The organism is Cocleimonas flava (assembly GCF_004339015.1).
Lineage (GTDB): Bacteria > Pseudomonadota > Gammaproteobacteria > Thiotrichales > Thiotrichaceae > Cocleimonas > Cocleimonas flava.
In genome coordinates this window covers 876,334-900,453 of record NZ_SMFQ01000004.1, presented here as the reverse complement: position 1 = coordinate 900,453, position 24,120 = coordinate 876,334, and the positions used below count along the sequence as shown (strand labels likewise).

At 42.3% G+C, this 24,120-nt stretch carries 23 protein-coding genes; 6 read left to right on the top strand and 17 right to left on the bottom strand.

The window, feature by feature from the left end:
- Nucleotides 1-83 precede the first annotated feature (83 nt).
- On the top strand, nt 84-734 hold the full coding sequence (locus EV695_RS15795; RefSeq protein ID WP_131906931.1) for a peroxiredoxin-like family protein: 651 nt from the start codon (nt 84-86) through the stop codon (nt 732-734).
- Nucleotides 735-886: 152 nt separating this feature from the next.
- Here the strand turns inward: EV695_RS15795 and EV695_RS15790 are convergent, their stop codons facing one another.
- On the bottom strand, nt 887-1,507 hold the full coding sequence (locus EV695_RS15790; protein WP_131906930.1) for a pyridoxamine 5'-phosphate oxidase family protein: 621 nt from the start codon (nt 1,505-1,507) through the stop codon (nt 887-889).
- A gap of 384 nt (nt 1,508-1,891) precedes the next feature.
- Here EV695_RS15790 and EV695_RS15785 point away from each other — a divergent pair, with 384 nt between their 5' ends.
- Entirely contained in the window at nt 1,892-3,817 is a 1,926-nt protein-coding gene (locus EV695_RS15785; protein WP_131906929.1) for a RelA/SpoT family protein, read from the top strand.
- 120 nt (nt 3,818-3,937) lie between these two features.
- On the opposite strand, the gene arsB is transcribed toward EV695_RS15785, so the two are convergent.
- The 4 genes from arsB to EV695_RS15765 all read right to left on the bottom strand — a co-directional run bounded on the left by arsB (nt 3,938) and on the right by EV695_RS15765 (nt 7,534).
- Nucleotides 3,938-4,954: an ACR3 family arsenite efflux transporter gene (gene arsB / locus EV695_RS15780; RefSeq protein WP_131906928.1), complete on the bottom strand. Its 1,017-nt coding sequence runs from the start codon at nt 4,952-4,954 to the stop codon at nt 3,938-3,940.
- Nucleotides 4,955-5,050: 96 nt separating this feature from the next.
- On the bottom strand, nt 5,051-5,386 hold the full coding sequence (locus tag EV695_RS15775; RefSeq protein ID WP_131906927.1) for a metalloregulator ArsR/SmtB family transcription factor: 336 nt from the start codon (nt 5,384-5,386) through the stop codon (nt 5,051-5,053).
- 740 nt (nt 5,387-6,126) lie between these two features.
- Entirely contained in the window at nt 6,127-6,612 is a 486-nt protein-coding gene (locus EV695_RS15770) for an MOSC domain-containing protein (RefSeq protein WP_131906926.1), read from the bottom strand.
- A gap of 76 nt (nt 6,613-6,688) precedes the next feature.
- The gene (locus tag EV695_RS15765) at nt 6,689-7,534 is read right to left on the bottom strand and encodes a DMT family transporter (protein ID WP_131906925.1); all 846 of its coding nucleotides are present in this window, start codon (nt 7,532-7,534) and stop codon (nt 6,689-6,691) included.
- 417 nt (nt 7,535-7,951) lie between these two features.
- On the opposite strand from EV695_RS15765, the gene EV695_RS15760 reads away from it, so the two are divergent.
- Nucleotides 7,952-8,641: a VIT1/CCC1 transporter family protein gene (locus EV695_RS15760; RefSeq protein ID WP_131906924.1), complete on the top strand. Its 690-nt coding sequence runs from the start codon at nt 7,952-7,954 to the stop codon at nt 8,639-8,641.
- 82 nt (nt 8,642-8,723) lie between these two features.
- Here the strand turns inward: EV695_RS15760 and sbcB are convergent, their stop codons facing one another.
- Complete coding sequence (gene sbcB, locus EV695_RS15755) at nt 8,724-10,169, bottom strand: exodeoxyribonuclease I (RefSeq protein ID WP_131906923.1); 1,446 nt, start codon at nt 10,167-10,169, stop codon at nt 8,724-8,726.
- Nucleotides 10,170-10,414: 245 nt separating this feature from the next.
- Between sbcB and EV695_RS15750 the strand changes: the two genes are divergently transcribed.
- Together EV695_RS15750 and EV695_RS15745 are read left to right on the top strand one after the other, a co-directional pair.
- Nucleotides 10,415-10,828: a CopD family protein gene (locus EV695_RS15750; protein ID WP_131906922.1), complete on the top strand. Its 414-nt coding sequence runs from the start codon at nt 10,415-10,417 to the stop codon at nt 10,826-10,828.
- Between the two features lie 395 nt (nt 10,829-11,223).
- Nucleotides 11,224-13,245 carry an acyltransferase family protein gene (locus EV695_RS15745; RefSeq protein WP_131906921.1) on the top strand — a complete coding sequence of 674 codons (2,022 nt, stop codon included), beginning with the start codon at nt 11,224-11,226 and terminating at the stop codon, nt 13,243-13,245.
- Between the two features lie 115 nt (nt 13,246-13,360).
- On the opposite strand, the gene EV695_RS15740 is transcribed toward EV695_RS15745, so the two are convergent.
- The 9 genes from EV695_RS15740 to queC all read right to left on the bottom strand — a co-directional run bounded on the left by EV695_RS15740 (nt 13,361) and on the right by queC (nt 21,211).
- The gene (locus EV695_RS15740) at nt 13,361-14,383 is read right to left on the bottom strand and encodes a Fe(3+) ABC transporter substrate-binding protein (protein ID WP_131906920.1); all 1,023 of its coding nucleotides are present in this window, start codon (nt 14,381-14,383) and stop codon (nt 13,361-13,363) included.
- A gap of 145 nt (nt 14,384-14,528) precedes the next feature.
- The gene (gene fur / locus EV695_RS15735; protein ID WP_131906919.1) at nt 14,529-14,927 is read right to left on the bottom strand and encodes a ferric iron uptake transcriptional regulator; all 399 of its coding nucleotides are present in this window, start codon (nt 14,925-14,927) and stop codon (nt 14,529-14,531) included.
- A gap of 190 nt (nt 14,928-15,117) precedes the next feature.
- On the bottom strand, nt 15,118-16,731 hold the full coding sequence (locus tag EV695_RS15730) for an LTA synthase family protein (protein WP_131906918.1): 1,614 nt from the start codon (nt 16,729-16,731) through the stop codon (nt 15,118-15,120).
- On the bottom strand, nt 16,731-17,501 hold the full coding sequence (locus EV695_RS15725) for an SDR family NAD(P)-dependent oxidoreductase (RefSeq protein ID WP_131906917.1): 771 nt from the start codon (nt 17,499-17,501) through the stop codon (nt 16,731-16,733). The genes EV695_RS15730 and EV695_RS15725 overlap by 1 nt, the downstream gene beginning before the upstream one ends.
- Nucleotides 17,502-17,505: 4 nt before the next feature.
- Nucleotides 17,506-18,861 carry a capsule biosynthesis protein gene (locus EV695_RS15720; protein WP_165874733.1) on the bottom strand — a complete coding sequence of 452 codons (1,356 nt, stop codon included), beginning with the start codon at nt 18,859-18,861 and terminating at the stop codon, nt 17,506-17,508.
- A 35-nt stretch (nt 18,862-18,896) separates the two neighbouring features.
- Nucleotides 18,897-19,280, bottom strand: a complete 384-nt coding sequence (gloA, locus tag EV695_RS15715; protein WP_131906915.1) for a lactoylglutathione lyase — start codon at nt 19,278-19,280, stop codon at nt 18,897-18,899.
- Nucleotides 19,281-19,312: 32 nt separating this feature from the next.
- Nucleotides 19,313-20,146 (bottom strand): 7-carboxy-7-deazaguanine synthase QueE, encoded by an 834-nt coding sequence (queE, locus tag EV695_RS15710; RefSeq protein WP_131906914.1) that lies wholly within the window; start codon nt 20,144-20,146, stop codon nt 19,313-19,315.
- Entirely contained in the window at nt 20,143-20,499 is a 357-nt protein-coding gene (gene queD / locus EV695_RS15705; protein ID WP_131906913.1) for a 6-carboxytetrahydropterin synthase QueD, read from the bottom strand. Before queD ends, queE begins: the two co-directional genes overlap by 4 nt.
- 31 nt (nt 20,500-20,530) lie before the next feature.
- Entirely contained in the window at nt 20,531-21,211 is a 681-nt protein-coding gene (queC, locus tag EV695_RS15700) for a 7-cyano-7-deazaguanine synthase QueC (protein WP_131906912.1), read from the bottom strand.
- Nucleotides 21,212-21,577: 366 nt separating this feature from the next.
- Between queC and EV695_RS15695 the strand changes: the two genes are divergently transcribed.
- Entirely contained in the window at nt 21,578-22,615 is a 1,038-nt protein-coding gene (locus EV695_RS15695) for a glycine-rich protein (RefSeq protein WP_131906911.1), read from the top strand.
- A gap of 190 nt (nt 22,616-22,805) precedes the next feature.
- Here EV695_RS15695 and EV695_RS15690 read toward each other — a convergent pair whose 3' ends face one another.
- Nucleotides 22,806-23,000, bottom strand: coding sequence for a hypothetical protein (locus tag EV695_RS15690; protein ID WP_131906910.1), 195 nt, complete (start codon nt 22,998-23,000; stop codon nt 22,806-22,808).
- The gene (locus EV695_RS15685) at nt 22,993-24,015 is read right to left on the bottom strand and encodes a hypothetical protein (protein WP_131906909.1); all 1,023 of its coding nucleotides are present in this window, start codon (nt 24,013-24,015) and stop codon (nt 22,993-22,995) included. The genes EV695_RS15690 and EV695_RS15685 overlap by 8 nt, the downstream gene beginning before the upstream one ends.
- Between the last annotated feature and the right edge of the window lie 105 nt (nt 24,016-24,120).

The window sequence follows — 24,120 nt, the reverse complement described above, 5'->3', positions numbered from 1 at the left end:
ATTTCAAGATATTACTTGAATGAGCATTCAATATAACCTAGTCTTATTCTTGAATAATCCTTCAATTATAAGAGAAATCTCCAATGAGTACACTAAAAGAAGAAATTGATGCGTATGAAGTTGTTAAAGCACAAAATGTTCCTGCGCCTACATTAGCAATAATGAATGATGCCACGACAGATTTAATTGCAACTGGTATTGAAAATAAAGCACTTAAAACGGGTGATAAAATTCCTGAGTTCAGCCTGCCTAACCAAAACAATGTGGTTAGTTCGATCACAGAACGTCTCGATGCATCTATGCTGGTTATTACCTTTTACCGCGGCGGTTGGTGTCCTTATTGTAACTTCGAGTTAAATGCTTTTCAGAAAATGATTCCTGAATTCGAAGCAGCAGGCGCAAAGCTTATCGCTATCTCTCCAGAGGTACCTGATCATTCTTTAAGCACTCAACAAAAGCACGATTTATCTTTTGATATCCTTTATGACAAAGGAAATGAAATCTCAAAAGAGTTCGGTCTAGTGTTTACTTTGCCTCAAGAAATTCGTTCAATTTACGATACTTTTGGTATTGATGTTGTCGACCACAACGGTGATGACACTTTTGAATTACCATTACCAGCAACCTACGTCGTAAATCAAGCGGGTGAAATTGTTTATGATTTTGTCGACCCGGATTACACGAAGCGTTCAGAGCCAGCAGACGTTTTAGCTGCGGTAAAAGCAAACGCTTAAATAGTTACTGAATAAAGTTAACAAGCGTCAATAGATTCTGATAGCAAGCGAGTTAATGTAGCTTGTTATCAGAACTGAATAGATTAAACACAGGATATAGAGATTTAGAATAGGGGAGTAGAAAAGCAGAATCTTAGGATTTTCTAATTGGCTTAAACATTAACTTTTAAGCTCTCTAACTCTTTCTTCAAGGCTTCGTTTTCTTCTCGTAGCTTCTTGAATTCATGATGAGTAAAGGCTTTTACTTTCTCAAGATTAATGAGTTGTGGGATATATTTAGGGCAGTTCCAGTCCATCGCAATCACTTCAATGGTCGCAACGCGATCTACTTTTCCCTGACCTTTTGTTTCCAGCTTTTTGCAAAGCGCAGGGTCTGCATCTTTAGCGTGTTGCATTTTGATGTGACCGAGAATTTTTAAGCGGGATTTGTTTTCATAGTCCATTAAAAACAGTGAAACTTTATCGCTTATTGCTGCGTGTCCCATGGTGATGAATTGACGGTTGCCACTGTAATCCGCATACCCCAGCAGGTTATCACCAAGCACTTTCAAAAAACCTTTTGGACCGCCACGATGTTGAACATAAGGCCATCCTGTCGATGAAACCGAGGAAATGTAAAAACTCTCTCTGGAAGAAATAAAAGCAATATCAGACTCATCCAGTGCTTCTTTCGTTCGACTGGGATATATCTTCTCATAGGTCTTTCCGACACCGTCTTCATCCTGAAGATTGCGTACTTCATTTACAAAGAGTATCTCTGCGTAATTATCCATAAGTTTTAGTATGCGGCTGTATGAGTTAGCAAAATTTGTTGATTACTTTTATCATTATAGTTTATAAGCCAAATACTTTAACACAAAATTAAGGTGAATTTAATTAATACATTATTACTTATTGGTAATCTTTCTAAGGGCAGATGTCTTCTGTAGATATAAAGCTGTGTATAAACCCACTTATATAAAAACATTGCAGAATTTATACTGATGAACGTTTGTAAAGTGTTCTGTATGAGCCCTCTATTGTTACCCTCTAATTTTGTCCTTTATATAGGCTCTGAGAAACGATCGATTTTTAAAGATAAACTCTGCAAAAACATATCAATGACGGGCATATTTATTGCATACTATATTTAATTATCCACACTGATAGATATCGGCATGAAACACAGTAGCTTTAGCGGAAAACCTGAATATCAAAACTTTAAAGAGTTGGATCGTTTCCTCTCTGAAGGCATTAAAGACGAAACAACCAAAGAGCAACTCAATAAAGCACTTCAATTTGTCTATGACGTTCAGGATGAGAATGATCATCGCCCTTCATCTCTCGACATTGCATATACGCTGAAGAAACTCGGTGTCGATGCGCAAACCTTAATTGCCGCATTATTAAGCGACCCAAGATTGCGCGACAACCTTGACCCTATCTTTTTGGAAGAGCAATTCAATGAGCGTATCGCCAAGCTTGCGAATCACGTTAACTGGTTGAATACCTTTAAAGAAGCAGACCTGTCGATAGACTATATTCCCGAGCAGGCAGAAGCATTACGCCGCTTATTATTAGCCACAGTAAACGATGTTAGAGCCGTATTAATCCGATTGGTATTTCGTTTACATCGTCTACGAAAACTATACGAAGAAGACTCGGAAACCCAATACGCAGTCGCTAAAGAAACACTGGATATATTCACGCCTCTGGCCAATAGACTCGGTATCGGTCAAATTAAATGGGAGATGGAAGACCTCGCGTTTCGTTATTTAGAGCCTGAAAAGTACATGTCGATTGCGAATTCAATGGACGTGAATCGTGCAAAACGTGAAAGCATCATCAATAACTTTGTCGAACAATTACAAGGATTGTTAGAAAAAAATAACATCAAGGCAGAGGCTTATGGTCGCGCCAAACACCTTTACAGCATCGCAAAGAAAATGCAGCGCAAAAATCAGGAATGCCACGAACTGGCAGACTTGTTAGCGGTAAGGGTTATTGTAGAAAATGTCACTGAATGTTATCAGGTGCTGGGTATTGTGCATGGTTTATGGAAGCACCTACCGCAAGAATTTGACGACTACATTGCCAACACCAAAGAGAATGGGTATCAATCAATTCATACCGCTATCTTCGGCCCAGAACAGCAAATCATCGAAGTGCAGATACGCACCAAAGACATGCAAGAATTTGCTGAACACGGTGTGGCCGCACACTGGCGTTATAAAGAAGGTAGTAATCAAGATCAGGCGATGGAAAAAACCATCGAAGCATTACGTGGCATGCTGGAAAACCCGATTGACGACGACGCCTTACTGGAAGAACTAAAACCCACATTCTTCAATGATCGCGTCTACGTACTGACCCCGAAAGGGAATGTCATCGACTTGCCACAAAAAGCCACAGCGCTGGATTTTGCCTATTTTGTGCATACTGAAATCGGCGAACACTGCATCGGTGCGAAAGCCAATGGGCAGCGAGTACCACTCAGTTATCCTTTAAAATCAGGTGAGCGCGTAGAGATTTTAACCGACCCGGAATCAACACCTAAGCTCAACTGGTTAAACCATAATAAGCGTTTTGTAACCACTGCCAGGGCCAGAGCAAATATCCGTAACTGGCTTAAAACTCATTACAAAGATACCCATTTTACCCAGCTGATTTTGAGCGACAGCCATTCGGGCTTAGGCAGTCGTGAAATCTTAACCGCACCGTGTTGTCACCCACAGATCGGTGATCGCATCATGGGAGTCTATCAACTCGATGGCACCATACAGGTGCATCGTGCTACCTGCCCGAATGCGTCAAAAAGCAAACATGGGCTTCCTACACTAGATTTAGAATGGGGCGAAAAAACCGACAAGCTTAGGCATACGGTTCATCTCGAAGCGTTTGATCGACAAGGACTGTTGCAGGATATTACAACGCTTCTCAATCAATCACAGGTCAATGTACTTAAAGTGAATTCAGAAACTGATCTGGCCGATCAATCGGTAACGATGGAATTATTTATAGAGTTGGAGCCAGAAGACGATTTGAAACATCTCCTTAAACGCATGGAATATATTCCAAATGTGATTAAGGCGAATGCTGCTTAAACTTTTTTAAAGAGAAAAAAAGTGCCTTAAAGGTGGGGGGTGCCTTTTTAAATGTTTTTTCGTCTTATTCTTTATGAAGCCCTTAATCACTAGCTATTAATCAAACCTTTAATCAAATCTTTAATCAAACCAATGACGGGTGCGGTTGGCAAAAGCCACTAAGGTCAACATTACAGGCACTTCCACTAAAACACCTACCACGGTGGCCAATGCAGCACCTGATTGTAAACCAAATAAAGAAATAGCAACCGCCACAGCCAATTCAAAAAAGTTGGACGTGCTAATCATGCAGGCGGGTGCCGCAATATTATGCGGAAGTTTAATGGCTTTTGCGGCAGCGTAAGCAATCGCAAAAATACCGTATGTTTGTATCAATAACGGTATCGCGATTAACACGATAGCCAGAGGTTTGGCGATGATTGTTTCTGCCTGAAAACCAAATAACAACACAACTGTTGCTAGTAAACCTGCTACCGAAATCGGTTTAAGTTTCTGGATGAAATTATTAAGTGTTGAAGCGTCTTGCTTTGCATTCAGTGCTTTGCGCGTTAACACACCTGCGATCAAGGGGATTACGACATACAACACCACCGACAACAGTAAGGTATCCCAAGGTACAGTCACATCAGTAACGCCCAATAAAAAGGCAGTGATCGGCGCAAAGGCAAAAATCATGATCAAGTCATTCACCGAGACTTGCACCAAGGTATAGTTTGCATCGCCTTTAGTCAGGCTGCTCCAGACAAACACCATTGCGGTACACGGTGCTACACCCAGTAAAATCATACCTGCGATATATTCTGTAGCGGTTTGCGGGTCTACCAGATCAACAAAAATAACCCTGAAAAATAGCCAGCCTAAAAACGCCATACTAAACGGTTTGATCAACCAATTAACAACCAATGTCAGAAACAAACCCTTCGGCTTTTTGCCAATATCTTTTATCGAAGAAAAATCCACCTGAATCATCATCGGGTAAATCATCACCCAGATAAAAATAGCGACAGGAATATTCACATGAGCAATTTCCAGTCCGGCAAACCACTGGAATAAACCGGGAATCACACTCCCCAGGATTACACCGCCAACGATGCACAACCCCACCCACAAACTCAGATAACGCTCAAATAAACCCATAATAATTACCTCTCTAACAGATCATTCAATGTTGATCATGATCTTTCGCTTTGTATGTTTATGTAAAAAATCATTCATAAAAATGAGTATTAAGAATTAACAACATTGAGGACGATTTTCCATCGCCTTCAAACTTGTTTGTAGAACCTGCAAAGACTCTTTATTGGTGCGACTCGTCGTTTCTAATATTTCTGTCGCCCACTCGGGAAGGTTCTTTGATATCGAATAAAATACCCATTGTCCTCGTCTTACATCATCGAGAATGCCGCAGGCGCGGAGTTGAGAGAGATGTCGGGAAATTTTTGGCTGGCTATCGTTGAGTGCTTCCACCAACTCACAAACGCAGAGTTCGCCCTCAACAAAAATGAGGAGTGTGGCGTTTAATCGCGTAATGTCAGATAAGCATTTGAAAAACTGTAAAGGTTCTTTCATGGTTGCAATTCTTTATATATGGATATCCGTATATTCGGATATAGTGTGGTTTTAGTCAAGTCTAGAAGCGAGATTGTTTTTTGATTTTTTCATTAGAATGATTAGAGCGCGGTTATCAGGTGATTTTTTAAAAAATGCCTTAACGTCGATTTATTCCGACGCCAGGGCGAATATATCGTCTCGACAGAACAAGAATTGATCCGAGAGGTGGTTGCCACAGGGGATGATGTTATTTACATGATCTGTTTAAAAAGTGCCTTAAAGTAGGGGGGTGACCTTTTTATCATCATCGTTAGGTTCTCTAACGGTATTTACCAATGTTGAATCAGAGTCTCTTTTTCGTAGCTTTGAGGCTTTTTGATTCTCTTCGGGCTTTGGTTACTGGCTACGAGTTCATTTTTTTGAACAGACAAAAAACGAACCAAAAAAATCTGCTCAACAAACAAGCCGTAAACGGTTCCCTCGCTACTCGAAAATTGACGAGGTTTTAGAACTCGCTCCCAAGGTCGCTCAAACAGCTAAAACCTTATTCGCCAATTTCCTGCGTTGCTCGGCTTGATTGAGTGGGAATTGAAAAAATATCGCTTGAATATAATAAGTGCCTGAAAGTCGACTTTTTACGCCGCTAGGAAGAATAAATCGTCTCGACAGATCAAGAATTGATCCGAGAGGTGGTTGTAGCAAGGGTTGCTTTTATTAGGCGATCTGATTAAAAAAGCGCCTATAAGTAGGGGGGTGACCTAAACCTTTAAAACCGCACTAACTTCATCACCCATCCGCATAATCCCCGATTGAATCACTCGCGCATTTATCCCTCCATGTCCGCGTACTGCGTTATAACCGCCGGGGCCAAACGTTTCTTCCATAAACGAACAAGGGTGACAGAGTCCTGTGTATTCGAGTATCACTTCGCCGATCTGGAATTGTTTGTCTTTGAGTGCGAGTAGATTGATGCCGCTGATGCAGATATTGCGGCGTAATAGAGCAGGGTCTACGGATTCTAAACCGAGTGTTGAGGCGATTACGGGTAGGTGTTCTGTCTGGATTAGGGTGACTTGTCGATTGCCTGATCTGCCTGCGTAACGATCACCTGTTAAACCATGTTGTGTTTTAGCTTCGACCGCATCGACAACTAGCATTTCCGCCCGTCGTTCGGGGCGTACGCCTATCCATGTGACTTTGCCTTTTTGCGGAAGTGTTTTGAAGAGTATGTCGAGTGTTTTCATTTTTGTATTATGTCAGGTTTTAGAAACTGACTATAAAAAACCGCTGTAAGTGGGGGGGCTGCCATCTAAATTCTAGCTAAGCCGATAATTTCAATAAAACCGCACCCATCACAGTCATGCTAACTACTACGACTTTGAGCCAGTTAAATTCTTCTTTCAGAAAGAATACGCCGATGATTAAAGCAAAGCTGATACTGGTTTCGCGCAGGGCGGTGACCAAGGCGACCGGAGCCTGAGTAAATGCCCAGACGATAATTGCGTAGGCGAAAAAGGTGGCATTGCCGCCGATAAAAAAAGCGGCTTTCGCTTCTTTAGGAATGCGTTTGATGAGGCCGGGTGATTGGCGTTCGGCAAGTACCGGGAAGATTAATCCATAACTGAGTGCGATGATGGCGTAATAGCTGAATGCATTGTTGGCGAGTTTGGCGCCCAAGGCGTCGATAATGGAATAACCAGCGATACAACAGCCCGTGATTAGCGCTAATTTAGCGGCCTGGAAATTACGTTTGCCATTCGATTGTTTGCCGATTGCGGTGACTAGAATCCCCAGAACGATCATGGTGATGGCAAGTATTTGTAACAGGCTGAATTGTTCCCCTAGAAAGAATATAGAGAACATCGCGACAATCAATGGTCCAGAACCACGCGCAATAGGATAGACCTGAGTCAGGTCGCCGGTTTCGTAGGCGTAGAGTAAGATGAAGTGATAGGCGATTTGCACCGCAATACTGGCGATGATATAGCCCCAACTTTCAACTGCGGGAAAAGGGAAGATGGCTAACACGACCAGCGAAATGGGGATGCTGCCCATCACCACCGCCGCCATATTCAGTCGTTTGTCATTCCCGCCTTTTACGATTGCATTCCATACGGCGTGAAGTAATGCTGCGAGAATGACAGCGAAAAATACGGTAGTTGTCATGGCTTGAATTTACTCATAAAACAGTTAAACACTGAATTCTATTTATCACGTCGATTACAGCGAAGTGGAGATAGTATTGAAGTGAAATTACATCCCTAAATTGGCGAAAAAAAGCCCTATAAGTAGGGGGGTGACCTTATTATTCTATTCGAGTATAGCGCCAGTTAGCATTAAAGAATATCCTCTATGTAATAGAAATAAAATGCATAAAAAATTATTTTTTGTTGGCAAGTAGCGACAATAAAATCTAGTTGGAAATTGACGAGAAACAAGGAAAGGGGTTGCTTCTCATCAGCTAAGCTTTATGCGTGCTAGTATGAATATATACTCTATTTATTGTTTAGATTGATCCGTTAAAAAATCAATTATAAAACATTATCTGCACTAGAACTCACAGCACAAAACAATGAGGAATACATGATTCATGCTGAAACACATCGATCGAATCGCATAGGCTGGTTGCGTGCCGCAGTTTTGGGTGCAAATGATGGTATCGTCTCTACATCCAGTTTGATCATTGGAGTAGCGTCAGCAAGCTCGTCGCACGATGGTATTCTACTTGCTGGTGTCGCTGGTTTGGTTGCCGGTGCAATGTCGATGGCAGCAGGTGAGTATGTTTCTGTCAGTTCACAGGCAGATACTGAAAAAGCAGATCTTGCCATCGAAAAGAAATCCTTAGCACTAAATTTTGAATCAGAGAAAACCGAGCTCGCACAGATTTATGAAAAGCGGGGTATCGAACCTGTTTTAGCAAAAAAAGTGGCAGATCAATTGATGGCTAAGGATGCGTTGGGTGCGCATGCGAGAGATGAAATTGGAATTTCTAAAGATAATAAAGCCCGACCTATTCAAGCAGCCATTTCTTCCGCGGCAACCTTTACTATTGGCGCTGCTTTGCCATTGCTGATTGCATGGATTAAACCCGGAGATCAATTAGTGCTGTTAGTCGCGATTTTTTCTTTGGTGTTTCTGGCTATGCTGGGTGCCATCGCGGCAAAAGTGGGTGGTGCTTCAATAGCTGTCGGTGCCATTAGGGTCACTTTCTGGGGCGCGCTCGCAATGGCAATAACGGCGGCCGTGGGTAAACTATTCGGTGTGACAGTCTAACTTTATCTCGTCTCATTTTTAAAATGACAGTTAATAAAAGGCTCAGTATTCAGTAATTCTGTTAAGCCTTAATACATAGCCTTCATACAAAGGTCTGCACCCATTCCACCAGTTTGGTCAACGATGCCTGATCGCGTTCCGACAATTCTTCGTGGGCTAATTCTTCTAGACTAGCTTGAAGTTGTTCGGCGGTTAGGGTGCAATCATATTCACCGTCGATTATTTTAGCCTGACAGAATGCTTGCCATTGCTTTTGCTCTTTTTCATCGAGAGTCTCAGGCCAGTTTCTGGCGCGGTATCTGGGGTAGAGTGTTTGCAGTCGGCTCGATTTGAATTCGGGTGTCCAGTTGCTGAGCTTTTCGGGTGATGAGGTTAATACCATATTACACAGTTTGCGGTCGTCATTGCTGATAAAACCACCGTAGAGTGCAGAGTCGGCGTCTGATACTTTCTGCTCACGTTTGCGGCTGTACATTTCTTCCAAACGTCGGATGAGTGTGTCATCGGCAATCAACTGTTGTTTGTGTGCTTCGATTTGATCCCAGTCTATTTCCCAGCGTTCTGCAAGTTCGGGCGTGAGTGTATTCGTCGGTGAAATTGCTGGTGACTTATTGATGTGAATACCTTTTAGCGCGATGTGCTGATGATTTTCATCGCGTTCGGCTCTTGGCTTATAAAGGTTTTCGATGATCTGATCAACGCTCATGTCTAACATAGCGCTAGGGTCGTGACGCAGGTCGTAACAGATGATTTCGTTTTTATTTACGGGATGCACAATCAACGGCACGATGGGTGAGAGACAGCCTTGAGTGGCGGGGAACATGCCGCTTACGTGCAACATGGTTTTACGTTGTGCCATTTCGACCGTGGTATTGAGTAACGGTGCTACATTGTTTTTGATGCGTAGATCAAAAAAGTAATCGTACAAACGTGGTTGTTTGGTTTTGATCAGGCGCGCGATATCGATGGTGGCTTTCACGTCGACTAAGGCATCGTGCGCACCAGCTTGTTCGATATCGTTGGCGGCGGTTAAGTGTTCTAAACGAAAACTGGGTACGCCTTCTTCGCCTTCGCGATCTGGCCAGTTGATGCCTTCAGGTCGCAGTGCATAAGTCATGCGGACTAAATCTAAAATATCCCAGCGGTTATTGCCGTTTTGCCATTCGCGTGCATAGGGGTCGATAAAGTTACGATAGAAACCAAAGCGCGTGACTTCATCATCAAAACGAATACTGTTGTAGCCAGCACCACAGGTGCCGGGTTGTGAGAATATTTCGTTAATTCGACCAAAAAATTCGGCTTCGATATACCCTTTTTCAAAGGCTAATTGCGGGGCAATACCGGTGACGCGAACGGCATCAGGGTGTGGCAGAAAATCATGCGTGGGTTTGCAGTAAAACATTACTGGCTCACCGACAACTTCCAGATCTAAATTGGTGCGGATACCCGCAAACTGCGAAGCGCGATCACGTCGTGGATCAACACCCCAGGTTTCATAATCGTGCCAGAAGATGGTTTGTTCAGTCATATTTTAAAGCGCCAAAAATCGTGGGTGTTCTTCCCATAAAAAAAACATCCTATAAGTAGGGGGGTGACTTTCTTAGACTCACCAAGAATCAAGAAAGTCCATCGTAGATTCCATAAGAAATCGTCGATGTACAATGGTTGAGTTACATCTTTTTTCTTTATATATGTCAATAATATAACTCCCAATATTATCAGCTGTTGCGGATAGAGTGTATTATTAGTGCTCATCTTAAAGGTAGTTTTACTATGTTGTGGTTAAAAGCGTTTCATATTTTATTCGTGATGTCATGGATGGCTGGCATATTTTATCTGCCACGCATCTTTGTGCATTTTGTCGAAGGTAAAGAGGCAGGGCAGGATGTTGATCGATTAGAGATTATGGCGCGCAAGCTGTATGGCTTTATGACAATCATGATGGTGATTACTTTAGTCACGGGAACGTGGCTATGGCTGGCTTACGGTTTTGCGGGTGGCTGGTTGCACGTGAAGTTATTGTTTGTGGGTTTGATGATGGCGTATCACTTTTGGTGTCGCTTGCGCATGAAAGAAATGCAGCAGGGACACCTTGATCACAGTGGTGTCTTTTATCGCTGGATGAATGAGTTACCGTTGATTTTGACGATTGTTATTTTAATTATGGTCGTAGTTAAGCCTTTCTAATGTTTAAACTATTCTAAAGTCAAAGCCGTTCTAACGTTTAAGTCATTAAAACCGTGACACATTGAACGTACGTTGACATAAAAAAAGCCAGATTAATTATCTGGCTTTTTTTATGAGTGTGCATTTTAAAAAATGACTGGTTAAACAATCTGCTCGATAAAATACTCAGGCTAAAATTGATTTATGTGGATATCTCAAGGCCAGATTAATAGTAAAGTCGGCAGATAGAAAACGGGTAAAAAAGGCCTGAAAGTAGGGGGGTGGAGGTAATCATTTGAACGAAAGGCTGTGTTTAAATTACCAATGGTTTTCCTTTACATAAATTTACATTTTGTACACATTCTTTGACATTTTCTCAAAATATACTCCATCGTTTACAGCAAAGACTTCAAATAATGCCTAGTACTTCTCTATCTTACCGACCAGAAATTGATGGTCTCAGAGCCTTTGCTGTTATTCCCGTTATCCTGTTTCATTTTGGTTTAGACTGGATTCCGGGTGGGTATATTGGCGTTGATGTATTTTTCGTTATTTCAGGCTTTTTAATCACCAGCATTTTATTAAAAGATTACGATCAGGGCGTTTTCAGTTTCAGCGACTTCTGGTTGCGTCGCATCAGACGCATTCTTCCGGTTTTGGTGGTAATCGTTCTCGTTACACTCATCGCCAGCCAATTCTTACTCTATGCGCCAGATATTTATTATCTAGGTAAACAGGGGATTGCCTCCTTATTATCTTTCGCCAATATTAGCCAATGGCTGACCGCGGGTAATTACTGGGGTTATGCCGCGGAGAATTCACCGTTATTGCATACCTGGTCTTTGTCAGTAGAAGAACAGTTCTATCTGATCTTTCCGCTATTTATTTTTATTGCGCTTAAGTACTTTAGAAACTGGCTCGCGCCCTTGGTTTTGGTGCTTTGTGTGTTAAGCGCGTTGCTGTTTATTTATGGCACTAAAAATCATCCAGATGCGACTTTTTATCTGCTACCGACAAGAGCGTGGGAGTTAGGTGTCGGCGCATTTTTAGCGATTGCAGTGTATAAATACCCAGCGTTTTTCCAGCGTAAAAAAAGTAGCACCTTGCAGGTTTTGTCTCTTGTTGGTTTATGCGTTGTCGCACTATCGTATTTCTTCATCGATGGTCACGATGGCATATCACCGCTGCTGATTCTTCCCGTTATTGGCGCAGGTTTAATCATTGTTTTTGCCAGCGGTAGTCATACACTGGTGAATAAAGTGCTATCAATTCCAGCGGTGGTGTATGTCGGTAAAATTTCCTATTCATTGTATCTGTGGCACTGGCCCATATTGGTGTTATCAAAGAACTTAAGCTTGAAGACACAAACCGAATATTCGATTTATTTACTTTTCGGGTTGATGATGGTTTTATCGGTTATTTCTTACCACCTGATTGAAAAGCCTACCCGTAAGAATAAGAAAACAGTCCCAGTCGTGCTGACTGTTCTGGTGCTTGGGGTTATCTATTCTTACACCCTGACGCATTCAGATTATGCAGAAGATATTTCCATGTATAGCCAGACGCAATGGGATGGTGAGCTTTACAACAGCAGCCCCAGCAAAGAAATTCTGGATACCACCAAAAGGAAAATGCAGGGGATTAAGGTATCTGACAATAAAGGAAGAAACTGGCAAGCCTACAAAGAAGGAGGGGTGGTAAAGCATTATGGTAAGGACTCACCTGAAATCGTTGTACTGGGAGATTCGCATGCATTAATGTGGGCAAGCACCCTGGACCAAATTGCTAAACAATTGAATAAAACCATAGATTTTTATGCGGCTGATGGAACGCCAACGTTTTTTAAGATTCCCGTTACTTTGGGTGACAGAACAATCTTTTTCACGGCAGAAGAAAAACGTGATTACGATGAGGCACGCTTAAAATACCTGAAAAAATGGAAGCCTGAAACCGTCATTATTACCCAGAGTTGGTCAAATCTGGAAAGTGTAGAAAGCACGCATGATTTAATTAAATTTCTGGGGGAGATTGGCGCAAAGGTGTTTTTAATCGAGCAACCGCCAGAGCTGTTTTATGGGGATAAAAATGCCACTCAATTTCTCTCTCATTATGGAATGAAACCACGTGAGGGCGAGAAGCAGTATGTGCCTTTTGTAAATTCTGCGTTGTATCAGTACGGACGAAAGTCGGTAAGAGACATTGTCGATGCTTGTAACTACTGTGAATTAATTGAAATCGCTGATATTTATATGAAGGGAGATCAAGGCTGGGTGCTGGATGGTTCGGATGTGTTATATATCGATGAAGATCATTTGAGCAGTGCAGGCTCATCAAAAGCACAACAAAGGATTATGAAGGCCTTAGATACGCGGATCAGTACAAGGATAAGTTCACAGATAAATACGCACCAAAATAATACAAAAGCTGAATATCACTAATCACATTTCAATGAAAAAATAGCGATTAGCTAAACTTGAATACAGAAAATCAGCGCAAAAAAAAGGGAGGTGACTTAAAAAGCCACCTCCCCACTTACAGGCTGTTTTTTGAAATTTATTTCCAGCCAGCTTTATCCATCACCTTAACGGCATCGGCGTTCTTTTCGCCTAGCTGAGAAAGATTTAGAGAATCAGCTTTAAACTTGCCCCAGGAAGACAGTGTTTCACTCCAGTCTGCTGAGGTGAGTACCGGATATTCATAATTCACTTCTGCATACCATTTCTGAGAATCTTTAGTGGTTAAGAATTCCATCAACTTCTGTGCATTCGCTTTGTTTTTAGCGGCTTTAGTCATCGCAATACCACTGACATTCACGTGAGCTCCACGGTCAGCCTGGTTTGGCCAGTAAATAGCCACTGCGTTAGCTGCTTTCTGTTGGCTTTCGTCTTTGCCGTGCAACATTTTTCCGTAGTAATAGGTGTTTGCTATAGCAAGATCACATTCACCCGCAGCTGCTGCTTTAATCTGATCACGGTCACCACCTTTTGGTTTACGCGCTAGATTTTTCACAAGCTTGTCTGCCCATGCCTGAGTTTTCTCTTCGCCGATATTGGCAATCATGGAAGCAACAAGTGACTGATTGTAAATGTTTTCAGAGCTTCTGATACAGATGCGGTCTTTCCATTTGTCATCTGCCAGTGCTTCATAGGTAGATAATTCTTCAGGCTTCACTTTGCTTTTTACATAGAAAATAGGGCGTGCGCGTAATGACAGGCCATACCAGAAACCTTCAGGGTCACGATACTCAGCAGGGATTGCTTCATTCAAAGCAACAGATGTTGTTGCTTGTAAAACACCGGCTTCTTTGGCTTTGTGCAAGCGACCTGCATCAACCGTGATGAATAGATCAGCAGGGCTATTCGCGCCTTCTGTTTCCAGACGCTTTAATAAAGGTCCTGCTTTTGCCGTGACCAGATTAACTTTTATGCCGGTTTCTTTGGTGAAGTTGTCCAGTAAAGGCTTGATGAGGTTTTCTTTTCTCGCAGAATAGAGGTTCACTTCGTCAGCCGCATAGCTGATTGTTGGCGCTGCCAAGGTGCAAGCCAAAAGTGAAACGACGCTAACGATTTTTTTCATGAGGTACTCCAAAACATAACGTTTAATTAATGATGGAGTGGATGTTATTGCAAATAAGAATGATTTGCAATAACACTTGTTTAATAGTGAGTATTATTCCTATTAACTTTTTTTAATGTAGAAATAATAAGCCGTAAACGCTTGTTTACTCAGGCTCTGCGTACAAAATCAATGAATGATCCAGTAGCTTATAACCGTGCTCTTTCGCGATTTCTATTTGACGTTGTTCGATAATCTCATCATGAAACTCAATGATTTTACCGTTTTTCATGTCGACAATATGATCGTGGTGTTCACCCTTATCAAGTTCAAAAACAGCTTGTCCACCTTCAAAATTATGGCGAATAACTAAGCCAGCGGTTTCGAACTGGGTCAGAACCCGGTAGATGGTGGCTAAACCAATCTTGGAATCTTCCTCACGAAGTAATTGATATAAATCTTCCGCACTGAAGTGTTTTTCTTTAGAGGTTTCCAGAATTTTCAGAATTTGTACGCGAGGCTGAGTGATCTTTAAGCCTGCTTCTTTGATATCGTTTTTATTCATAATTAGTTTGGGTGTTTTTAGTATGAGTGAACTCAGGGGTTATTATTTACTTTGATTAACTTTATAGTTTAGTTCATTTTAAGTAATACTCATAGCGGATACAAATAACTGATTCAGAGAAAAATCAGATCATTAGTCTTTAGTTTGAACAATTTAAGTTGGTTTTTGCGCTTCAATAACGTTTTTAGCGCTACTTTTCCGTTGAATTTAACGACAGATTACCCGTAACAGTAAGTAGTGTTTTAGCCAACGAATCTGCAGATATCATCTGTTCCGTTTGGCTTTTCATTGGATCTGATATTTTAGATTGAGCATTCTGCCAAATAAAATAATCAGACTCTTCCTCGTCATAATCAAGCTGCTGGTAGATATTCGGCATACTCGGGATGTGATCTCCGTAAAAGCATAAAGCCTGTGGTTTTTTTGATTGGGAATAGGCGTGGGTTAACTCTGCGATCATCTTATCTGCGTTTTGTAGATGCCTAAGATAGACCGTTAAATCGTTAGCGGCTGTTAACGGTTTTTTCTCAAAATAACTGTGTTGCTCTTCTGCGGTGGTTTTTTCCAAATGCAGAGGTCCATGGTTTTCCATGGTTATGGCGAATATAAATAAGGGCTGATCAGGCTTATTTGTTTCGTGTTGATGCGTGATTTCCAATATTTTATCAGTCACTGCCTGATCCGAAATATAAGGCCCAAAGGTGTTGTTGCTATCGAAGTCTTTAATGTCGATAAACTCATCAAATCCCATTTGCGGGAAAATTCTGTCTCTGCCGAAAAATGAATCAGGGTGGGGATGAATACACACGCATCGATAGCCTTGCGCGCTGAGATAAGAGGCAATCGAACTGATAGGCATTTTGTGTAAATACTGATAAGGGTAATAACGATAAAGCCCTAAATCTTGATACTTCAATCCACTCAAAAACGCAAACTCGGTACGCATGGTGTTTGCGCCCCAGGCAGGGACTTTGAGTTTTCCGAACTGGGTTGATTGTTGATTACAATTATCGAAGTTCTTCAACACATCGGGTTTGATCGAGTCATGCAGTCGTCGCGCATCAAAAAAGGATTCGCTCTGAATTACGGTTATATTAGAAAAAACGCCCTCAAAGTGGGGGGGTGACTTTTCATTATTTACTTTATCTATATTTTCAATTGCAGAGTTAAAAGGAGACTCTGCTAAGGTAGATTGGATCGTCTGTTGATGCGCTGGTGTGCGAGCCTGAATAGCGTAGACAAAAATCGAATTGAGTAAGCCTAAACACTCGATATCCTGATCTGGTTCCTGAGTGAGTGTGAAGCCTAAGGCTATTTTTCGGGCGATAAAAACAAACGCTGCGATCGCTAAAATACTGATTAGAATCCGCTGTGCGGTAAATGCCATGGCAGGTTCCAGACTAAGCACCGTAATGATCAAAGCAATGATTATAATGGGAGCTGCAATAACAGGTAACAGCCCTAGAAAAGGGAAATACAAACGAGGGTGCTTAAACGCCTGTGAAAACATAGCGATGTCCGAGAAAACCAAAGGCTCGCGTAAGGCTTTGTATTTTGCGTTACTGACACCGCTAAGAATGATTAGAAATATGGAAACCGCCAATGCCGAAAAAATAGGGCGTTGCACAATGAGGGTCACGGCTAAAAACAGTATCGATACCAATAAGGCTTGAAGCAAAGCGGTTCTGAAATTGATTTTAGGTGTTTTTGGTTTTACCCAGCGCTCTGGTAGAAATGAAAAAGCGATGGTTAACAACAGCGCTAATGCAAGCGTCGGAAAATACGAGGGCAATAAATCCTGCATCAGCGTTTTCCGGCACCGAATAATAGATTCATAAACCAGTCTGCAATTCGCGCGGGCATCACACTTAAAAACCACGTACCCAAATTAAGCGGGAATGGGAAGGTGATGCTTGGTTTTTGTTTTTCGATACCATTAACGATGATATTCGCGGCTTTTTCTGGCGTCAGCATAAACGGCCTATCAGAGATAAACTGGTCGCTTAAGTCTGATTTTACAAAGCCAGGGTAAACCATCGATACTTTTATACCATCGTGTTTTAACCAGCCACGGATTGCTTCGCCATAACCTTTTAGTCCGGCTTTACTGGCGCAATAGCTAGGTGTGATGGGCATGCCATAAAAGGCTGCAAGCGAACTGATGATCGCGATATGTCCCTGTTTGCGAGCCTGCATTCGCGAAATCAATGGGTTAATCGTAGCCAGCACGCCATTCAGGTTGGTATCCACGACTTGGGTTATTTCTTCCCAGGTTTCAGCTTCGCCTTTTCTTCCGACGCAATTGGTAACACCTGCATTACAGATAATCAGGTCGATTGGGTATTGGGTGTCGATTTCTGTGATCAAGTCCTGAAGCTTTTGGTATTCGGTGACATCAATCGAATGTGTCATCACTTCTGCAGATTTGTTGCTACAAAGCGTATTGACCGCATCCAGTTTCTGTTGGTTTCTGGCGAGTAAAATCAGGCGGTTTTCTGGTTTTGCCAAGCGTAAAGCGATGGCTGATCCTATGCCGCTGCTGGCGCCGGTGATGACGATAGTCTTCTTATTCATATGCTTAGCCTGAGCTTCTTAACAGTTGATCGGCATCCATTTTATTGTTCGTTACCGCTGCGTTTTCAGAGGCCTCAACGTTGTTATTGTCTGGTTGTAACTGTGGTGTATTTTCAGCAAAGCGTTTTATCGTTGCATCAACGGCCATTTTAATGCCTTTTTGATTGTAGAAACTGCCGTTGATTTGAGTGTGTTCAATATAGCTTTGTTTGAACGCATCGAACAATTCAGCATCAGGTTTTTCGGTATTCGCCCAGAAATCATCTAATTCACCCTGAAAGGTTAGGCCAGGTATATCAAAAATGGCGGAACCTAAAGCAATCACCGGACACCCCACCGCTAAAGCGGATGTGCCCACCGTACTATTCACCAGCACAGTGCCTTGGGCATGTTCGAGTAATGCGTTCAGGTTACCTGCTTCTAGGTAAATGACTCTGTCTTTACCTATCTGGTATTGATTACAAAGCGACTCAATGATCTTAGGGTAATTGATAAACCACGGATCAAGCGGATGCAGTTTGATAACGAGTTTGGCATGCTCAGGTGCCTTGGTGGCGAATGATTCAAGCGTTGTTTGAATCACGTGTTTCAGACTCGTAAAGTCAGAATGCAGTCTAATTTGAGAATCCGCTTCTAGCTGCAAGGGCAGCAGGTAAAATGGTGATTTACTCGCAATTAACCTTTTGATTTGTTGATTAGACTGGCGTTTGTAATACAGCGAAACCATCGGCATGCGCCTGATAAATCCCCAGTACTCTTGTAATGGGCTATCTGGTCTGTGTGTTTCGTATTTCGGAAACATCGGCTTGAGCAGTGTTTTCGCGAGGTGATAACGAATATCGTGCCATGCGCGAATGGCTAAACCACCGCCAGTATTTTCACTCTTGTCTTGCCAGTCTGGATTACGTTCAACGTGTTGCAGAAACCATTCTGGTTCGTTTTCGGAATGTTGGTAAACCTTTGAGTAAGCGTTAACGCCATTACCATCCAGGGTGACCCAGTTAGGTCTGAAATAACCTTCTTCGAATACGTGAACAGCGATACCTTGCTGTTTTGCTAATTCAATGGCTGGAACGTGCACAGGACGCGTATCACCAAACAATGCGATATCGGTAATATTATGGTCTGTGAAAAGTGTTTGATAGAACTCGGGAAGTTCTTCCAGTGATTGTTGAAAATTGATGTGATTGAGTGCCGTCGAAAAGAAGCGCCCAGCGAGCAAATCACCACCACAAAAATTGATTTTGAGTGCTTTATGTCCGGCGTCGATTAAGGCTTTTTCAAGCTCAGCAAAAAAAGGACTCGCTACCCCTTGGAGGAGAAGAAAGGATTTTTGCTGAGGTGTCACTTCTGCTGGCACTTGATTTGGCTCTTGAGATGACAAGTGAGTAAAACTTATTCGCGACCGATTAACTCAATTTGATATCCATCAGGATCTTCAAGAAAGGCAATGATGGTGCTACCGGCATTCATTGGGCCAGCATCACGAATCACTTTTCCGCCTGACTGCTTCATTTTTTCACAGGCTTCGTAAACATCATCGACACCAATGGCAATATGGCCGTATGCGTTACCCAGATCATAACTTTCAACGCCCCAGTTATGGGTTAGTTCTAATACTGTGTTATTTGCTTCGTCACCGTAACCCACAAAAGCAAGGGTGAATTCTCCTTCTGGGTAATCTTGATGACGTAATTCCTGCATGCCTAAAACGTCTGTGTAAAAAGCGATGGATTTTTCTAAGTTACCCACGCGCAGCATGGTGTGTAGTATTCTCATTTTTATAAGTCCTGTTATTTATTACTATTCAATTACTCTACATTTAACCAAACGTGTAATTGTGGAAGTACCCGAACGTCAGTCCAGTTTAACGATTGTACTGCATCAATCAACCAAAGCATTTTTTGTTTTTGGTCGTATGGCGAATTTTCTTCCTTGTTTTCTAAGTCGTCAGCAGTTGATCGGTTATCAACATTGATATCGGCATTATTATTACAAGGCTGTACATAACAAGGCAATTGTGGATATTGCTCTGCAATCTCTTTTGCCCAGAGTAAATCATCCTGATCTGCCACAACAAATTTGAGTGAAACATCGGGATGCGTCTGGCTATTTATAATCTCAAGCGTTTCACAAGCGTCTAAACAACGTTGCAGGCCCTTATGTTTGAAGCGCATTCCAGAAGAGGGTGGTTTTGGGCTAAACGTCAATTGATCGAGTAAGGCAAACCAGGGTTTTGCAATACTGCCCTGCGTTTCCATGGAAAACTTATAGCCTTTCGCCTGACCCAGTTTAATCAGTGGTTCCAGATTTTGCATCGCAGGATTGCCGCCAGATAGCGTAATCCACATGGCTTGTTTATTACTGAGCGATTCTATTTTGTTGAAAACAGATTCGGCATCCATGTTTTTCCAGTCATTATCAAATTCGGGCAAAACTGCGTAACCGGTATCGCACCAGCTGCAACGGTAATCACAACCCGCCGTTCTGACAAAAATCGTTTGAGTACCAATCAACGCGCCTTCGCCCTGAATCGTGGGGCCAAAGATTTCCGAAATACTGATTAAATCAGTGGAATCATTACTCACAGATTCTGTAGAAAAAGTGCCTGAAAGTGGGGGGGTGACTATAGATGGAATGCTCATGGTCTATATTCGGCCCATGTTTTAGGCGTCTCACTGACGCGTACCGCACTCACTTCTGGCCATTGTTTTTTTGACCAATCGTATAAGAAATAAGCCAGATTCTCGGCAGTTGTATCATCGTGACCAAATACTTCATTGAGATGACGATGATCAAGCGTGTCGTCTATATATTGTTTCAAGGCATCGAGATCATTGTAATCTCGTACAAATCCTGTTGAGTTGAGCGTTGCTGATCTCAATTCGATTTCGACAATATAGTTGTGTCCATGCAGTCGGTGACAGGGATGATCGCCAGGCAAGTTAAGTAGCTGGTGCGAGGCGCTGAAAGTAAATTGTTTGCTTATTGTATACATGATGATCTTCTATTCTTCTTGTTATAAAGAGCTATGTAACTGATTGCCAATAATCGGCATCGGCGTATTCGGTAGGATCTTCAATACCCGCAAGGTGAAATGCCTCGCGGCGCTCAACGCAGGTGCCACAACGACCACAGTGCTTTTCCTGTCCTTTGTAACAAGACCAGGTATCAACCACAGGTACGCTATATTTTGCTGAATCGCGGGCGATTTCAGTTTTATCCAGGTGCAAATAAGGTGTGTATAGCTCAATCTCCGACATGCCGTCTAAAGCCATTTTTTGCATCGCTGCAAACGATTCAATAAAGTCTGGGCGACAATCCGGGTAGATAAAATGATCACCGCCATGCACCGCCATGGCTACCGTATCTGCATTTTGTGAAGACGCCAAACCAAAGGCAATCGTCATCATAATTGCGTTTCTATTAGGTACAACGGTGGTTTTCATGCTTTCTTCAGCATAATGTCCATCGGGCACGTCGATGTCATCGGTAAGGGCAGAGGTAAGCTGTTTGCCAACCTGACTTAAATCGATAATGGTGTGTTTTACGCCTAACTGTTTTGCGCAATGTGCGGCAAAGTCGAGTTCTTTGCGATGGCGTTGTCCGTAATCGAACGACAAGAGTGATGATAGCGTGCCTTCGCTGGCTACTTTGTAGGATAAAGTAACAGAATCGAGGCCGCCCGAACAAACTACTAGGGCTTTCATATTTCCTTCTATGGGAGATAATTCTCCCCGTGTTTTTTACCTGGTGCGTCGACAGGGGTAAATCGGTTGATTTACCAGCGCGGTATTATAACCAAAGGTTTTTTAAAATGCGATTGTTGTTTGATGGGAAGATAATTCTATAAAAGAGATTGAAATATTGTATATATATGGCAGTTTGTTCAATTTATGGATTTAAATGCTGTTATCTGCTAGATTCGGATGCGCGAGGGAGGCGTTACAAGTGATATTACTCATAAAGAATACTTAATTTGAATAGCTTGATTTAAAAAATAAATATTCTTCTTTAAATAAGAAAAACACACTTTTAACGCCTATGTATCTTTATATTTAAGAGAGAAGCGTAGAATGCAAAGGAAATTATTAATAACTAAAAAACTGGCTCGTAATATCAGTCTGGGCGCTATATTAATGGCAGTGCCTACAATAGGGTCAGCATTTACTTTTACAACGTGTGGAGCGACAGGGCCAGAGGGCCCTTTGCAAGCGGCGTGTGACACGGCGTACACAGGCACTGATTTAGAAGGGTTAGTCACGGTTGCAGCAGGAATACAAAGCTGGACTGTTCCAGCAACTGGACTTTATCGTATCGAAACACAGGGCGCTCAGGGAGCTTCAGGAGATGTTGATTTTGTGGGAGGGCTTGGGGCTCAAATAATCGGGGAGTATTCATTAACCGCCGGATCAGTTATTCAGGTTGTTGTTGGTCAACAAGGAATCGGACAAAGTAGTGGTTCTAATGGCGGCGGTGGCGGCGGAAGTTTTGTTGTTGATAGTTCAGATACTCCAATTCAGGTTGCAGGTGGCGGCGGCGGTACGAGAAATTTTGTTAGTCAAAATGGGTGTGATGCATCCATCACCGAATTTGGCATTATAGGCAGCGGAAGTTCTGAGACCTCTGCCTGTACTGTAAAGGCTGTAGCTTTAGGCCTTGGAGGAGCTGTATCTTCAAGCTGGGGCTCCTCCGGTGCGGGTTTCAATGGAGATGGTGCGGATGACTCTACTTATGGTTTCGGAGGCTCTTCCTGGGCGAATGGCATGAGCGGTGGTGATGCTAGCTTACCATCATTCGGGAATCAAGCCCATGGTGGGTTTGGCGGCGGCGGTACGGGTAATGGCGGTTATGGTGGCGGTGGCGGTGGCGGCTACTCCGGTGGTGATGGCGGGCGTGTTGCTGGTGGTGGCGGTTCTTATAATACCGGTGCTAATCCCGTAGCAACTGCAGCTGTATCATCTGGCGACGGTACGGTTATCATTGACTTACTTTCGGCAACAGCAACAAATGTGGCTCCTATCCCTACTTTAAGCCAGTGGGCACAAGGCTTGCTTATTTTATTATTGTTGGCATCTGCGGTCTTATTACGTAAGAAATCTTCAATAAGTTAAAACCAATCTTTTAAAGAAGATTAGCGTTTAAAACGCAATTGCTAAAAGCACCCCTGTAAAAAGATAAAATAGTTTAAGTTTTATATAAACAGGGGTGTTCCTTTAATTTTGACCCTGAAATATTTTATCTGTATATCACTCGTTGTTAAAAAGTGCTCATAAGTAGGGGGGGGGTGGCTTAATACATCAATTAGGCTTCATTCTCTTTTAGAAATTTGCGTATAAACAGTCTGATTTCTCTGGCGGCACTGGTATCCATATCTTCGCAGAGACTCACAAAGCGATCTCTGTCTTCAGTCGCAATACGAATCACCAGTTGGCTGTCTTTTTTGTTTTTCTTTTTTTGTTTTCTGGCTTTCTTTGTTGTATCTGAAGATTCAGTCATAGCTACTTCGCATTTCTCTTTTCAATTGGTCGTATTCCTTAAAGTGCCAAAGTTGCATTTTTTTATAGGAATTAGCTTCCCAGAGCTCTTTGTCTTTCAGGATGTTACACGCCTTGGTCTGGTATTTTTTATTCGCAATATTATCCGTGATGTGATCACTGCCACCAAAACAACAGGTATCGTATAGGTCAGTCACATCCGGATTAATGCTCGAATGTTCGTGGCCAAGCCAGTGGATCATTTCGTGAAACATCAATGAGCTGCGGTTTTTGTAGCGATGCATCGTATCAAGATGCACGGGTTTACCGTTAGATATTTCTGCTATTTGTTCTTCGTTTAATTTGAAGAAGTTACGATAAGTTTCGGCGTTGAATTTGTCCGAAATAAATCCGCCAATTCGATAGGTATCAACTATCACACCGGGATAGCGAATAGTGCGGGTGATATCGTCTTTTTTTAGTTGGGCTTGCTTATCGGAGGGTAGTGTAGAGATTGCATAAGCGAAGGTTTTATCTTTCACACAGCGAAATGTTTTGGCCTGTTTGCTGTTCAATATTTTAATCAACCGCAAGGCTTGTTCTTCATGGTAAGGGTGTAATTTTCCTGCTGGGCTATTGCCAGCAAGACATTGCAATCCGGTTTCTAAACCCTGTTTTATGTCCCGCAGAAGTTTTGTTTTACCTATATTGTGTTTATTGGAATCTGAGTTTTTGTTAACAGCGTATTGGAAGCCACTTTCGTTTTGTGCTTGATCGTTGTTGTGATTGTCATTAGCGTGATAAGGGTAATCTTCACAATCTTGTATCTGGAAATGAATTTCATCAACGTTTAGTAGTGGGAGATTTTCTGATTGTTTGCCTTGAGACTGAGAGATTGAAACGGTATGAAGTGCGGGTGATATCTTTATTGTCGCTGATGGCTCTGTTAAAAGAGGCTCAGAGGCGTTGCTCGGTTGTGAAATTACCGATAAGAGAATGATGCTCATTGTAGCCAGAGGTCTGGCATGCCACTTCATATTACCTCCTTTTTTATTTACAGAGTCATAAAGCTGACTATCAATATAACATACAATGTATATTTAATGTATATACGTTTTTTGGGGTGGTTGTGCGTTGAGATG

Excerpts from the sequence above, each read along its gene's own strand:
- EV695_RS15750 (WP_131906922.1), top strand. The coding sequence starts at position 10,415 with ATGTTGTGGTTAAAAGCGTTTCATATTTTATTCGTGATGTCATGGATG.
- EV695_RS15745 (WP_131906921.1), top strand. The coding sequence starts at position 11,224 with ATGCCTAGTACTTCTCTATCTTACCGACCAGAAATTGATGGTCTCAGA.
- arsB (WP_131906928.1), bottom strand. The coding sequence starts at position 4,954 with ATGGGTTTATTTGAGCGTTATCTGAGTTTGTGGGTGGGGTTGTGCATC.
- EV695_RS15770 (WP_131906926.1), bottom strand. The coding sequence starts at position 6,612 with ATGAAAACACTCGACATACTCTTCAAAACACTTCCGCAAAAAGGCAAA.
- EV695_RS15725 (WP_131906917.1), bottom strand. The coding sequence starts at position 17,501 with ATGAATAAGAAGACTATCGTCATCACCGGCGCCAGCAGCGGCATAGGA.
- EV695_RS15765 (WP_131906925.1), bottom strand. The coding sequence starts at position 7,534 with ATGACAACTACCGTATTTTTCGCTGTCATTCTCGCAGCATTACTTCAC.
- EV695_RS15795 (WP_131906931.1), top strand. The coding sequence starts at position 84 with ATGAGTACACTAAAAGAAGAAATTGATGCGTATGAAGTTGTTAAAGCA.
- fur (WP_131906919.1), bottom strand. The coding sequence starts at position 14,927 with ATGAATAAAAACGATATCAAAGAAGCAGGCTTAAAGATCACTCAGCCT.
- EV695_RS15775 (WP_131906927.1), bottom strand. The coding sequence starts at position 5,386 with ATGAAAGAACCTTTACAGTTTTTCAAATGCTTATCTGACATTACGCGA.
- EV695_RS15730 (WP_131906918.1), bottom strand. The coding sequence starts at position 16,731 with ATGCAGGATTTATTGCCCTCGTATTTTCCGACGCTTGCATTAGCGCTG.
- queD (WP_131906913.1), bottom strand. The coding sequence starts at position 20,499 with ATGTATACAATAAGCAAACAATTTACTTTCAGCGCCTCGCACCAGCTA.
- EV695_RS15785 (WP_131906929.1), top strand. The coding sequence starts at position 1,892 with ATGAAACACAGTAGCTTTAGCGGAAAACCTGAATATCAAAACTTTAAA.
- queE (WP_131906914.1), bottom strand. The coding sequence starts at position 20,146 with ATGAGCATTCCATCTATAGTCACCCCCCCACTTTCAGGCACTTTTTCT.
- sbcB (WP_131906923.1), bottom strand. The coding sequence starts at position 10,169 with ATGACTGAACAAACCATCTTCTGGCACGATTATGAAACCTGGGGTGTT.
- EV695_RS15685 (WP_131906909.1), bottom strand. The coding sequence starts at position 24,015 with ATGAAGTGGCATGCCAGACCTCTGGCTACAATGAGCATCATTCTCTTA.
- EV695_RS15760 (WP_131906924.1), top strand. The coding sequence starts at position 7,952 with ATGATTCATGCTGAAACACATCGATCGAATCGCATAGGCTGGTTGCGT.
- EV695_RS15740 (WP_131906920.1), bottom strand. The coding sequence starts at position 14,383 with ATGAAAAAAATCGTTAGCGTCGTTTCACTTTTGGCTTGCACCTTGGCA.
- queC (WP_131906912.1), bottom strand. The coding sequence starts at position 21,211 with ATGAAAGCCCTAGTAGTTTGTTCGGGCGGCCTCGATTCTGTTACTTTA.
- EV695_RS15690 (WP_131906910.1), bottom strand. The coding sequence starts at position 23,000 with ATGACTGAATCTTCAGATACAACAAAGAAAGCCAGAAAACAAAAAAAG.
- EV695_RS15695 (WP_131906911.1), top strand. The coding sequence starts at position 21,578 with ATGCAAAGGAAATTATTAATAACTAAAAAACTGGCTCGTAATATCAGT.
- gloA (WP_131906915.1), bottom strand. The coding sequence starts at position 19,280 with ATGAGAATACTACACACCATGCTGCGCGTGGGTAACTTAGAAAAATCC.
- EV695_RS15790 (WP_131906930.1), bottom strand. The coding sequence starts at position 1,507 with ATGGATAATTACGCAGAGATACTCTTTGTAAATGAAGTACGCAATCTT.